Annotated in this window: 11 protein-coding genes; 5 read left to right on the top strand and 6 right to left on the bottom strand. The window is 58.4% G+C overall.

What is annotated here, in order from left to right:
- Nucleotide 1 precedes the first annotated feature (1 nt).
- From uvrC to K6U75_06815, 5 genes are all read right to left on the bottom strand, one after another.
- Nucleotides 2-1831: an excinuclease ABC subunit UvrC gene (gene uvrC, locus K6U75_06835; protein ID MCL6474751.1), complete on the bottom strand. Its 1830-nt coding sequence runs from the start codon at nucleotides 1829-1831 to the stop codon at nucleotides 2-4.
- 30 nt (nucleotides 1832-1861) lie between these two features.
- Entirely contained in the window at nucleotides 1862-2806 is a 945-nt protein-coding gene (locus K6U75_06830) for an ABC transporter permease (protein ID MCL6474750.1), read from the bottom strand.
- A gap of 1 nt (nucleotide 2807) precedes the next feature.
- Complete coding sequence (locus K6U75_06825; protein MCL6474749.1) at nucleotides 2808-4688, bottom strand: APC family permease; 1881 nt, start codon at nucleotides 4686-4688, stop codon at nucleotides 2808-2810.
- Between the two features lie 68 nt (nucleotides 4689-4756).
- A complete protein-coding gene (locus K6U75_06820) occupies nucleotides 4757-5929 on the bottom strand; it encodes a glycoside hydrolase family 5 protein (GenBank protein ID MCL6474748.1) in 1173 nt (390 codons plus the stop codon).
- Nucleotides 5930-6020: 91 nt separating this feature from the next.
- The gene (locus tag K6U75_06815) at nucleotides 6021-7163 is read right to left on the bottom strand and encodes a hypothetical protein (protein ID MCL6474747.1); all 1143 of its coding nucleotides are present in this window, start codon (nucleotides 7161-7163) and stop codon (nucleotides 6021-6023) included.
- A gap of 310 nt (nucleotides 7164-7473) precedes the next feature.
- On the opposite strand from K6U75_06815, the gene K6U75_06810 reads away from it, so the two are divergent.
- The 5 genes from K6U75_06810 to K6U75_06790 all read left to right on the top strand — a co-directional run bounded on the left by K6U75_06810 (nucleotide 7474) and on the right by K6U75_06790 (nucleotide 11946).
- Nucleotides 7474-8109 carry a hypothetical protein gene (locus tag K6U75_06810; GenBank protein MCL6474746.1) on the top strand — a complete coding sequence of 212 codons (636 nt, stop codon included), beginning with the start codon at nucleotides 7474-7476 and terminating at the stop codon, nucleotides 8107-8109.
- 250 nt (nucleotides 8110-8359) lie between these two features.
- Nucleotides 8360-8797 (top strand): hypothetical protein, encoded by a 438-nt coding sequence (locus tag K6U75_06805; protein ID MCL6474745.1) that lies wholly within the window; start codon nucleotides 8360-8362, stop codon nucleotides 8795-8797.
- A gap of 173 nt (nucleotides 8798-8970) precedes the next feature.
- Nucleotides 8971-9234: a hypothetical protein gene (locus K6U75_06800; protein MCL6474744.1), complete on the top strand. Its 264-nt coding sequence runs from the start codon at nucleotides 8971-8973 to the stop codon at nucleotides 9232-9234.
- A gap of 27 nt (nucleotides 9235-9261) precedes the next feature.
- Nucleotides 9262-10083 carry a hypothetical protein gene (locus K6U75_06795; protein ID MCL6474743.1) on the top strand — a complete coding sequence of 274 codons (822 nt, stop codon included), beginning with the start codon at nucleotides 9262-9264 and terminating at the stop codon, nucleotides 10081-10083.
- 15 nt (nucleotides 10084-10098) lie between these two features.
- On the top strand, nucleotides 10099-11946 hold the full coding sequence (locus K6U75_06790; protein MCL6474742.1) for a hypothetical protein: 1848 nt from the start codon (nucleotides 10099-10101) through the stop codon (nucleotides 11944-11946).
- A gap of 254 nt (nucleotides 11947-12200) precedes the next feature.
- Here the strand turns inward: K6U75_06790 and K6U75_06785 are convergent, their stop codons facing one another.
- Entirely contained in the window at nucleotides 12201-12785 is a 585-nt protein-coding gene (locus K6U75_06785; protein ID MCL6474741.1) for a hypothetical protein, read from the bottom strand.
- Between the last annotated feature and the right edge of the window lie 210 nt (nucleotides 12786-12995).

Raw genomic sequence — 12995 nt, 5'->3', positions numbered from 1 at the left:
TTCACTCCTCCTTGTGCAGCTCGGTGTAGATGGTCTGTGCCAGAGAACGGGGGATAGATGGCACAGCTGCTATATCTTCGACACTTGCCTCTTTCAAACGTTTCACCGAACCGAAGTGTTTCAGCAGCACCTGCTTGCGTTTGGGACCGACGCCCGGAATCTCGTCCAGCACCGAAGACGTGCTACGCTTCAGCCGTACCTTTCGGTGGTACTCCACCGCAAAGCGGTGAGCCTCATCACGCACCGCCTGCAGCAGATGCAGTACCGGCGAATCTTTGGGCAATAGCAACGGCTCCGACCGTCCGGGCTGGAATATCTCCTCGTACCGCTTCGCCAGTCCGATAGCGGGAACCTGCAATCCCACCTCTTTCATCGCTTCGAGCGCGGCGTGGAGCTGTCCCTTGCCGCCGTCGATCAACATCAGATGAGGCAGTTCGGTGAACTTGGGGTTCCCTTTCTGAGCCTCCTGCAGGCGTCGCGTAACCACTTCTTTCATCATGGCGAAGTCGTTTGGTGTTTCGGGATGGTACTTGATGCTGAAGCGGCGGTAATCGCTTTTGGAGGGCTTGCCCTCTTTCAGCACCACCATCACTCCCACAGGCGCATAGCCCTGAATGTTCGAGATGTCGTACGCCTCGATGCGCCGGGGCGGTGTGTCCAATCCAAGCACCTCTTGCAATGCCAGCAACACCGCCTCCTGTTGTGCCTTCTTTTGCAGCCACTGCTGGCGCGCCTGCTCTAAGGCAAGCTCGGCGTTGGTCAGCGCGAGCTCCAGCAGCTTCTTTTTGCTTCCTCGCTGGGGTGTGTGCAGTTCCACCCGTTTACCTTTTTTCTGCCTCAGCCACTGCCCGATGATGTGCGCTTCCTCGATGGGTGCAGGCAAAAGGATTTCGCCCGGTACGTCCTGCGCCTGTTCGTAGTACTGCTTGAGGAACTCCTGCAGGGCTGCACGCTGGTCCTCGCCGCTTGCGCCGTCCAGGAAGAAGTGCTGCTGTCCTATCAGCTTGCCGCCACGGATAAAGAACATCTGTACCAGTGCGCGTTGCTCGTCGGCGGCGTATGCCAGCACGTCACGGTCTACCATGTCGCTGGAGACCACTTTCTGCTGAAGCATGACCTGCTCCACAGCGCGTATCTGGTCACGCAGGGCGGCAGCACGTTCGAACTCCAGACGCTCCGCCGCCTCTTCCATCTGCCTGTACAGCCTCTTGAGTAGTTTTTCGTGCCTGCCGCTGAGGAACATCTCTACCTCCCGCACCGTTTCGCGATACCTCTCTTTGTCGGCAAGACCGGCACAGGGGGCGGGGCACTTCCCCATGTGGTAGTACAGACAGGGCTTGCGCACCGGCTCGCCGGTAAACGCCTCGCCGCACGTTACCAGCGGGAAGAGACGGTTCAGCAGATGAATCGTCTGATACACCGGTCGGCTGCCGGAGTAGGGACCGAAATAGCGGTTGCCGTCGTTCCTGGCGCGGCGCGCCAGCATCAGGCGAGGGAACGGCTCGGAAGTGGTCAGGCAGAGAAACGGATACTGCTTATCGTCACGCAGTCGGATATTGTAGGGTGGGCGGTAACGCTTAATCAGGTTGCATTCCAGCACCAGAGCTTCCAGCTCGGTGTCGGTAACTATCCATTCCAGGTCGGCGATTTTTTCCACCAGCCGGCGCGTCTTGAGGGAGAGCTCCGCGCTTTTATGGAAGTACGAACGCACCCGCGAGCGCAAGGAGACCGCTTTCCCGACGTAAAGCACATTTCCCTGCGCGTCTTTGAACAGATACACACCCGGCAGGGCAGGAAGCGACTGGAGTTTCTCACTGAGCGTGTCGTTCACGCTATCATTTTAGCACAAAGTGAGGGGACACTATCTGCGTCCGCGCTGCCAGCGGTCATAAAACACCGCCACGATGACCATCGCGCCAATCAGCACTTGCTGCCACTCCACTTCCACGTTCAGCAGGTTGCAGCCGTTGCGGATAATCGCCATTAAGAACGCGCCCAGCAATGTGCCCACGATGCTACCCTGTCCGCCCATCAGGCTGGTGCCGCCGATCACCGCCGCCGCAATGGCATCCAGCTCCCAGCCTTTGCCCGCTGTCGGCTGCGCGACCGTCGCCCGGCTGGCTTGCAGAACGCCGGCTAACCCCGCACATAGCCCGCACAGGATGAAATAGGTGGTCTGATAGCGCACGAGCGACACCCCCGACAGACGCGCGGCCTCCGGGTTGCCGCCAATGGCATAGCAGTAGCGCCCCAATCTGGTGAAGCTGAGCAGAAGGTGAAAACCCACCGCAACCAGCAGCAGCACCCACAGGGACCATTCCTTGCCCAGACGTTCGAAGCCGGGCGCAATGCCCGTCAACGAGACGCCTCCGCTAATCAATAACGCTGCACCACTGGCTATCCCCAGCATCCCCAGCGTAACTACAAAGGCGGGCATGCGCAGGCGCGTGGTAACCAGACCGTTAAACAGCCCGCACAGCGCGCCCGTCGCCAATCCTATCAGCACACCCTGCCATGCCGACGCGCCATGCTTCATCGCATACACCGAGGTGACCCCGCTCAGTGCAAGCACCGCTCCCACCGAAAGGTCAATCCCGCCGGAGATGATAACCACCGTCTCGCCAATCGCCAGTATCGCGACCGCTACCGTCTGTATGGCAACGGTGCGCAGGTTGTCGTAGGTGAGAAAGGCGGGCGTCTGTGTACTGAGGAACAGCCCCAGCAGCAACAGGAACGATAGCGGAGCCAGAACCTGACGGTAGGAGGTAGCCAGTTTACGCCACACGGGTACCGAAGGTGTGCCCATCTCAGTCCAGATAGTACCGCACGTTGGTAATCACGACGTCGCGTACGTTGCCCAGCGCGAGCTTGATCAAAAACGCCGAGTTATTATGCAGAGCACGCTCCCACCACTTCGTTACCACGAACTCGGGCAGCACCACGGTAATCAGGTGGCGCGGGTGGTCCTGGCGCACCTGCCGTACATACTCCACCAGCGGCCCGATGAGGGAGCGGTACGGGGATTCGATAATCACCAGTGGCATGTCTCCGCCCCACTGCTCCCAGCGTTCCTTCAGGCGCTGCGTATCTGCTGGGTTAATCTCGATGTGGACGGCACGGTGGTCTTTAGAGATTTCACGGGCGTATTCCAGCGCGGGAACCACGCCACGGTGAACATCGGGCACCAGCACCAGCACCGTATGTGGGGGAGGGGGTGGCGGTTCATATCCTATGAGCGTGAGACGCGCACGCACCTTCTGGTAGTGCCGATTGACCTGCGTGAACAACCACATCAGCACGGGAAGCACCACCACCACCAGCCACGCGCCCTGTGGTCCCTTTTCAACGATAATAACCAGCAACACGATGCCAGTGGACACCGCGCCGATGCCGTTGACCAGCATCTTCCACCGCCAGCCAGGGCCCTTTTGCTGGAGCCAGTGCCTGACCATGCCCGCCTGCGAGAGCGTGAATGCCGTGAACACGCCCACCGCGTACAGCGGAATCAGGCGGTCGACACTACCGCCGAACACCACAACCAGAATAGACACGAACACCGCCAGCAGGATGATACCGTTGGAGAACACCAGGCGGTCGCCAAGGTTCGCCAGCTGGCGGGGCATAAAACCGTGCCTGGCAAGGATGGAACTCAGGCGGGGGAAATCAGCATAGGCGGTGTTTGCGGCAAGCAACAGGATGATAGCAGTGGCGAACAGTACCACACCCCGCAGCAGTGGATTATCGTGGAAAACCGCTCGGGCTGCCATCGAGATGACCGACTCTGCGCTGGCATCCTCTCCATGTGCCCCGTGTCCGTAGTACACAATGTGGTTCGTTTGCGCGATATACGATATCCCCAGGAATATGGTGCTCAGGATGACACCCATCGCGATGAGCGTCTGTGCGGCGTTTTTACTTTCGGGCGCGCGAAACGCAATCACACCGTCTGCCACCGCTTCTATACCCGTCATCGCCGCGCATCCAGAAGCGAACGCCCTCAAAATGACGGTCAGAGAAAGCGCGTGCACAGCCGTTTGCGCTGTCTGTTCGGGAGGTGGATAGGAGCGCGGTTGATACCCGAACAGTGGACCCAGCACCCCGACTGCGACCATGCTCAGCATGGTGATGACGAAGAAATAAGTGGGGAAGGCAAACAGTAGACCGCTCTCCCTCGCTCCACGCAGGTTCGCCAGCGTGAGGAACCATATGGCCGCAACAGCCAGCTCTGTCTGGTACGGTGCAAGGTTGGTAAAGAAGGAGGTGATTTGCTGCACGCCTGCCGTGATGCTTACTGCTACTGTCAGCACGTAGTCGGTGAGGATGGCGGCAGCCGCCAGAAGCCCCCACCGGATGCCCAGATTCTCGCGCGAAACGATATACGTGCCCCCACCCTGCGGATACGCATAAACCGTCTGTGTGTAGGAAATCACCACAATCCACAGCAAAACCACAATGGCGATAGAGATGGGTACCGTCAGGTGCAAAACGTGCGGACCTGCGATGAGCAGGTTGAGCAAAATGGCTTGCGTAGCGTATGCAGTGGAAGATAGCGCATCTGAGGCGAAAATTGGCAACGCCAGAATCTTGGGTAGCCGCTGGTGAGACAGCTGTTCCGTAGACAGAGGCGAGCCAAAAATGAGCCGCCTCACCAGAGACCAGTCCAGCCGAATTTGCGTGCTTTTTCCCATCGTGCCTGCAACCGTCCCGTTTCCCTAAGCCATTTCACAACTCGAACGGGATAATCCTGCTTGCGGGGCTAACGGCTGTTGGCTTCGCGCATCATCTCTACCACCTGTGGGGTGCGTTGTGGGCTCACATCATACTGGTCGCCAGGGCTCATCCAGTTCCATACCAGCGTGAGCGGTATATCCAGCTTTCTTGCCTGCTCCAGCACGTTGCGCAGGAAGGGTGCATCCGCGCGCTGAGCGTATTCATCGCCTGTCTCGCCGATGTACAGCGGTTTGCCGATACGCTCGGAAGCCTGTTTGAAAACAGCCAGCACCTGCGCAGAGTCCTCGTCTTTGTTCCCAAAGCGCAGGTTGTCGTGCTTGCGGTAGAAGTGGATGCTCAGCAGGTCAATCGGGTCGGGATGGGTATCGCGCAGGTAGGTTTCCATTTCGGATACGCTATCCTCTGTCCAGTCGCCCCTGCCTCTGGCGAGGCGCAGGTGCTGAGCGGCAGGGCGCGGCGAGGCAAATCCCGAGCCGATGAGGTGATTGGGGTCTATCTGCTTGATGAAGGTCGCCCATTCCTTGAGGAAAGGTATCATCTGCTCGGTCGTGAAGTGGTCGCGGCGCAGGCGCATGAAGGAAGTTCCCTCATGTACCGGGTTCAGGTTGCTCCACCCGTAGGGGTGCATGAACTCCAGGTCCGCACCCAGGTTCATCTCGTTGGTGAGCTCCCAGAAAAGGATGGTCGGCTCGTCCTTGTAGCGGGAGACGATTTGATGAGTGTAAAGCCACAGATACTGCCGTGAGCGCGAATCGGGGTTGGTCAGCATGTCCTGCACGCACTCGTTCGCCATGTCGGGAAAGAGGTAGAGGTTCCAGTGGATGACCGGTATCAGTCTCACGCCCTGCTGCTTCGCCGTTTGTACCAGCTCGTCGAACGCGCCCCAGTAGACCTTCTCGTTCGCCCAGTTGCGCATGTGCGAGGGGTAGAAACCCACGCCTGCGAAGCGGATGACGGTGAATCCCCGCTTCGACGCCTCCTGAATGGCCTGCACCGCCTGCTGCTTCGCCTCGCCGCCCTCCAGAAAGCGGAGGAAGAGGTCAAACTTGTTCACCGACACCAGACGCAGGGGTTTTCCGTCCAGCAGCAGTTGCGTGCCTTTTCGTTGCAAGAAGCCGTTCCCCTGTGCAGCTGCTCCCACGTTCAGGAAGAGCCACACGGTGGCAATCAGAAGAACGGCTAGCAGACTTACCCTCATTCCTCAGGCAACCTCCCCGCACGAGTTGAGCGCATTGCCAGCCACAGGAGATCCACGCTGCATCCCGTTTGTGCGACCTGTACCAATTCCGCTAAACCGGATTGCACATGCGGAACCGCGGACAGGGTATGGTGGGTTTCACTGTGTGTAGTTTCAGTATCTCCGCTTCCACACGCAGTGCCTTCGCGGTGTCGTAGATAGCCTGCGCCACGATACCCCCCAGTGTGGGTGGGTCGATGCCCAGTCTTGCATTCAGTACCAGCATCGCATGGCTCAAGTCGCCCAAATCTTCCCCGCCGAAGACGGGTTCCGGATATGCGCTCAGCAAGTTGGCGCCCATTGCTTTGCCCTGGCAGTAGATAGCCAGCTTAATATGCAGCACCTCGGTGTTGCGTGCCCGCGCCGCATCGTGCAATCGCCTCAGAAGCAGGTCCGCGTACTCTCGCGCGTTGAAGAACGGCTCTGCCACCAGCTGCGCGGAGGCGTTGAGCCATCCCAGCTTGACCCCACCGATTTCATACACCTTGTAATCGGCTTTCTCCATCACGCGCGAGCTGAGCGGGGCATCCTGCATCACCTGCTGCATCCATTCGTCCACACCATCGCCGCGTCGGGCAGAGATGGTGAGGATGGGCTTGTCGGGGTGATGCTGGCGCAGGGCATTCACCAGCCGTTGCGCCTCTTCCGTAGACAGGGTATCTACCTTGTTCAGCACCAGAACGTCCGCTTCGTTCAGCTGGTGATGGAAGATGGGCGCGAAGCACCGGGCAAACTCGCTGGGGTTCTCCTCCAAAAGCATCTCGTAGAGGCGCATCGGGTCTATCAGTACCGAAAACGGGGAGATACGAAAAACCCCGCCGTAGAATTGCTTGAGAGGCATAATCACCGATGCCACTGTATCGGTGCAGCTCGCAACCGGCTCGACGATCAGCACGTCTGGCTCCTGCATCAGCACACGCTCGGTAGCGTCCAGCAGGTCGTTCAGGTCACAGCCGAAACAACCGCCAGATACCTCCGCGACCGGCAGACCGAACTGACGTACCAGCGTGGTGTCTACCATCTCTGCCGCGTGGTCGTTGGTCACCAGCCCGACGTTCAAGCCATCCTGCAACAGCCGACGTGTGAGCGCAGCCATCGCGGTGGTCTTGCCGGAACCCACGAAGCCACCCACGAAAATCAAACGCACCGGCTTCTTCGCCAGCAGCGGTCTGGGTTCAAATGCTTGCTCTTCCATAGCGACGTTCCCCCTTCCACTTCCTATTGTACCTTTTTCGCCCCTGAGGTATCGCACTCCTGCGCGTCGATGGCCGACTACCCCCCGATGTCTTGTGGAGGGCGAGGCTCAGCCGAACCGTTGGGCATGTTTTCGGCTCACCAGGAGTTCGCCCTCCAGATGATGGCGATACTGATGGAGGGGACAGCCCCTGCAGCTTTCCACGTGCATTCACCTCGCCAAACAGGGGGAACGGCTGGAGCCCGATAACGCCTTTCTCCAAACGATGCCGACAGCGATCTATCTGCATAACCGGCAGGACGAAACTGCCGTGGAAGCTCTCCTGCGTGCCAGCCGCAAAACACGCTGGGACAACTACGCAACCGATGTGCCGAGAAGCATGCTCCGTCTTCACCAGCTGGTGTTCGGGGCGTATCCGGCGTTGAACCGCATGTCTGCACCCGTATCGGGGTCACCGAATTGGGTGGCGCGCACTGCCGTGCCTCTCGCCTACCTGTCAGACTTGAACGGCGATACCAGACGAGGCGCAGAGATTCGCCTGGCTCTGCTTCGTCCTGGCAGGCTGATGCGCACACAGGCGCACACCAGTCGTACGGCAATGATGGGACCTTTTGGCGAATGGAGCAATGACCTGCGTCAAAAGCTGTGGTATCGGGAAGCGAACCCGGACAATCTGAGAGCGGTGTGCCTTGCAGGGCTTGGCTCTCTAACGTTTGCTACCCTCTTTCTGGTAACAGTGATTTCAGCGCCTTCATTGCTCCGCGCGCGTCCCGTTGGCGAGGCGATTGTGGACGGGATTCGGCATGCAGGGTCGGCAGTCGCGAGTGTTCTATTCCTGTTGTATGTGCCCGCCGCACTGCACACCGCGCGCCTGGGGCGGCAGGCTTCTGAAGTTCTGTACCGTCTCACTTACCGCGAGCCGCAGTACTATGCACAGTTGTCGTGAACGAAGTGGCCAGCCTGACCACCAAACAGGGCGCATAGGTTGTATCAGCACCCCAGTCAAACCGTAAAAAATCGGGATTGTTAATATTTTTTGGTTTTAGACACTTGACGTGGGGGGGGAGACGGTATAATGATGACAGAAACTTCATCAAAAGGATGAGGACAACATGATACGGCTGTTGTTTATCTCCATGTTCGCACTCTGCCTTGTGATGGGTACCGCTTTCGCGTAAACCATCGAGTGGGATCAGGTGAGTAGCAGTGCCACGGAACAGGAGAGCGGCGTGGTAGCGGATGCTTACGGCTCCCCACCCAGCGCGGGGGTCAACGACCTCTGGGTAAGAGCAAACGCCATGGTGAGGTCTGGTGACAACCCCTCTGTTTCTTCCTCCGCCAGGTATGTCATCACGGCCTCACAGACGGGAAGAATTACGTCTCTTGGCAACTACAACTCCGTCCGGATTTATGGACGGCTTCGCCACTACGCCTCCGCCCAGTTAACCTTTGTATACGGTTCGCTCACCCAAAAGTACGAGTCCTATGGAAAAGTGGCGGTAACCTCCCACAATGGTGCGTACCTGGAGTATACTAAGGTTCGAGACGCGGCCTGGGGTACACAGTATACCCCGGTCAACAACGATTACCTGCTCGCTGATGTGCCGAATTGGGACGGCGGCCCATCCAGTTAACACGGATTAGCAAAGCGGTCGCCGAGTGTTCCCGTACCGGACTGAACTTGCTCGTTGAGACGGTGGAGACCACCGCGAGCATCAGAGCAGAGGGATACAATCGCTGACCGCGAATCTATGGGTACGGCTGCCTCTGCCGGCAGCCGTATCCTTCGTCTACATGGAGGTGGATCGTGAAAACGCTCTCTTTCCGTGTGATACAGACGGCGTTCGAGCCAGACGGCAGGTCACGTCACGCTATGAGGAAGTGGCTGATTCTTCTGGGGGACGAAGGGACACTGCGTGCGGAGGTACAGCAATCCACGGTTTTTGCCGGACACCATGCGAACCCTCCCTACGCAAAGGACAAGGACGAGGACTATTTGCGCTACCTGTTGATTCTCAATGGCGACCACTTCTGGTTCAAGCGGTACAAAAGCGACCTAGCACCCCAGTAGATATATCATCACCTTATATCCTGTTATGTGCCTTACACCGACTTCTACTTCACGGTGAACAAGTCAGACCTGTTCTACCGCTACTGTGCCAGTGCCCGTTTGCTGGCGCAACAGCTATCGTCGCTAAAACCGAAAAAGGCAGCTGCTTTTCGCCTGCAGCTCCAAACACCCGTGCTTTGTCCCTACCCCCATGTCACCCACCAGATTCGTGGAAGGTGGAGTGGCACTGCGACAGTTCCTGCCGCCGTAGAGGGACTGGACTACCATGGCAGGCAGGTCTGGCAGACGAAGCTGCAGCACGCAGACTCGCGCGGTTTGCCAAAGCAAATGGTCACGATAGTGAAAGAGGGTTTTCTTCATCAGAGAGTGATGCAGGGCTATGGCACGCCGCCAGGCAAGCCTGAGAACTTCTATTACTTCGTCACCCGCACGAAGCTGCGCCTGCCTGCGCGGCGTGTTGTGAAAACCTACACGCAGTGGCAGGGCAAACCGCTGCTCCACACGGTGGAAGGCTGGGAGGAGAACCGTTTTACCCGTCTGGAGTTTAGCGGATACACCCTTAAGGAGGTCGGCGAGGAGATGTTCCGCCTTGAGGAGAAACCGAATCGGGACGCCGCGCGGGAGGCGCGCGCTCGCTTTAAAACGATTCGCCCGCCATACGAGGAACCGCTTCCAGAGGCTTTTCTGAAAGACCCGGGCGAGCGAGAAGGGCTTCGGCGGGTGCGGGACGATCCTGAAACGCAGACGTACCACGCGGCGTTCGAGCACTTTCAGTTTGAGCAAACCTTTGTGCTGGCACTGATGGAAAACGCCCTGCTCTGGCAGCACGGCTATGCACCACTCCCGTAAGTGAGGAGGCGACCGATGCACGCTCTGAGATGGATTGCACTGCTGGTCTGTATCATTGCCGGTTTCTCCCGTGCCGGCGCAGCGCAGCAGGCGGAGCCGCTGCACGACTACCGGCTGCCGCAGTTCAGCACCGACGCGCGGCTACGCCAGCCGGTCACCTGCACTGCTTTGGGAACGCCTCTTGCCGACCTGCTCAAACGCCTCTCCGGGCAAACGGGCGTCTCTTTGCGCGCCAGCCAGCGGACAGCACAGTGGCGAACGGTGGTGCGTGTAGAGAACCTGCCGCTGGCGGAACTGATGGCATCGCTTGCCGCCGCATTTGACCTGAGCTGGCGCGTGTTGCCCGGCAAAGAGGGGCAGCCTCCTGCCTACGAAATCTATCAGACTCCTGCACAGACACAGCGCGAGCGCGAGTCGTTCGAACGGCGAGTGCAGATTCTTGAGCGCGCGCTTCCCCAGGCGCTCGCCGAGGCACAACGCCGCGTCGAGAAGGGCGAAACAGGAGCAGACCTTTTCCCGCCTGCCGACAGAAGGGATGACCTTGTGCAACAGTACGCAAGCTCCTTGGTCATTCGGCCCAAACTGCGTGCGGCAGCCATGCTGTTAACCCCGCAGGTCATTCGTCGGCTGGTGCAGGGCGAGGACGTTTACTTCAGTGGCGACCGACTCAGCACGCAGCAGCAGAATCTGTTCACAGCAGCTTCTCCTACGCCGTCAAGCATGCCTGGAGCCGTACAGGGACAGGTCGCGCTGGTGCGCTGGCAGTATCAACCCTGGTATTCCCAGCTGCATGTGAGCATCCGCTATCGGGCAGGGAACGGCAGCGGGGGCAGCTACGGAACAAATCTCCTGCTTCCCCCTGACCCGCAGAGCAGCTCCCCACGCTGGTATGACACCACCGATATCCGCACCGTCCTGCGCCAGGACGAATTGCACCGCACACTGCCCGAGGAGGGCACGCCTCCCAAACATCTCACAGTTGCCCAAGCCATCCACCGCCTGTCCGTGATGGTAGCCATTAATGTGGTGGCGGAGTACTACCCCCTGTCGATGCACTTCACGTATCCTTCCGGCGCAGGACGCAATGCGCAGGAGGTGCTGCAAATCATCCTGTCTCCAGCACTTTACGACATCCGAAGGACTGGGAACACCCTGATTTTCGCTGCACGCCGTCGCTACGAGCACCGTCTCTGTGACGTGCCCGCCTCTCAGATTCGCCGGTGGCTGCACAGCGGCGAGTGGTTTGGACTGCGCGTGCAGAGCCTGCGCGAGATGTATCAACTGCCTCCCATACAGCGGCGCGCGCTGGGCTTATGGGCAAGCAAGGAATGCGACCGTTTTGGGCGTGAGGGCGACTATCGCGCCGTGGTCTATGCCAACATCTCGGACCTGCTGTATGCGGAGGGAACAGCCGTCGGACTGTGGCGGTTGCTGATGGCGTTGCCTCCGGCGGCGCAGCTGCGGGTGCTTTCCGGACAGCCGGTCACCGTTAACGAGTTCGCGCAAGTAGGGAACCTGCCCCTGATAGACGTTTCTCCGCCATTTTTCCCGTTCGCCCTCGCCGATTTGCTACCGCGTGAGGCGGTGCGACTGCAGGCAACGCGCGAAGTGACGCAGCACTGGGCGTGTGATAAGGCACGCTTCGGCTCCATCGACGGTCTTCATGGACTGTGGTTGAGCAAGCCCAGCGAGTCGCTCACCGCATTTCGCCGGCGCTTGAGTGAACAGGAAAAGGTGAACTGCGAGCGTTTCGTGCAGGTAGAGGTAGAAACCATTCGTCTGCGCCTGATAACAGGTAAGTCCGGGCGAATAGAGCCGGAGTTTACCCTCGCCCGTTTCAAACAGGCGGTGCCTGTTCGATAGTGCCACGCAGAGGCAGTCCACGGTTTGTCTACCTCTGCCCCTGTCACATTGCCCTGCTAAATCATCTGGTAGTCCACTCTGCCATGCGCCATCACCTTGACGATGATGAACCCACGCCCCTTCGGTGACCAGAACTCGCCTCATCGGTCCAAAACCTTTCTCGCCGAATGGTTGCAAAGGTCATTATACACGTGTCTGATGCTCATCACAAGGAGGTGAGGACGGGGGTGTGATGTCTGAACCAGTGTACGCGATCAGGCTTGCGTGATTATATCTTGTAACCGCCGTTTGAGCAGAGCTTCAAATTGTGGATAGACTGGCGAGGTCGCCGAGATGAACTGCAGAGTCGCTTCCACATCTCCATCAAATTGAAACGCCAGTTCGTCCAGCGCGCAGCAGGCAATAACCCAATCTACTATTTCTCGTTGCGTCATGGGTTGCTCAACAAGCTGTTCCACCTCACCCAACAGACATTCTCCTCCGTACTCATCCACGAGACGCAAACGGACGGATGCACCCTGCGGTTTAGCATATACCGCATAGGTATCACTGGTGGTAGAATGCAATATAATACGTGCAACCTCTACCTCGCCTGGCTCAAGCTCAGGCAAGTACATCCCTCCCATAAAGGCAGGATGCACCTGTTCAAGTTGTGGCTCCTTCATGGCTGCATTCATTACCAGTTCAAGCGCATATTCAAGCTGGTTTTCCCGTAATAACCTGTCTATCTCCGACGCAATCTGCAGGCGAAGAACTGAGCTTCCCAGATTTCGCATCACCTGGTCGCGCAGAGGCAGTTCAAAATACGACTCAGGGCGATATTCTTGGTTGATTACCATTTCCCTAGAAGCCTCCTAAACGCAATGAATAATCTCTGAGATGCTTCACTTTGTCCAGCAGGACAAAAATGCACTGAGAAAGCCTGACTTCGACAGGTATGTAGTCCACCTGCACAAAGGCTTTCGACCCTATTATGTCCTTCCTTGGGAAAATTTTTACTGCATATTTTGACAGTCTTTAGTGCTCCAACTTAGATAGCGGCAAGATAA

Source organism: Bacillota bacterium (assembly GCA_023511455.1).
Lineage (GTDB): Bacteria > Armatimonadota > HRBIN16 > HRBIN16 > HRBIN16 > HRBIN16.
Note: the sequence above shows the minus strand (reverse complement) of the source record. Positions and strands in the feature narration are given on the sequence as shown.

Coding starts and splice junctions, on each gene's coding strand:
- K6U75_06790 (MCL6474742.1), top strand. CDS start 10,099: ATGCACGCTCTGAGATGGATTGCACTGCTGGTCTGTATCATTGCCGGT.
- K6U75_06820 (MCL6474748.1), bottom strand. CDS start 5,929: ATGAGGGTAAGTCTGCTAGCCGTTCTTCTGATTGCCACCGTGTGGCTC.
- K6U75_06815 (MCL6474747.1), bottom strand. CDS start 7,163: ATGGAAGAGCAAGCATTTGAACCCAGACCGCTGCTGGCGAAGAAGCCG.
- K6U75_06830 (MCL6474750.1), bottom strand. CDS start 2,806: ATGGGCACACCTTCGGTACCCGTGTGGCGTAAACTGGCTACCTCCTAC.
- K6U75_06785 (MCL6474741.1), bottom strand. CDS start 12,785: ATGGTAATCAACCAAGAATATCGCCCTGAGTCGTATTTTGAACTGCCT.
- K6U75_06825 (MCL6474749.1), bottom strand. CDS start 4,688: ATGGGAAAAAGCACGCAAATTCGGCTGGACTGGTCTCTGGTGAGGCGG.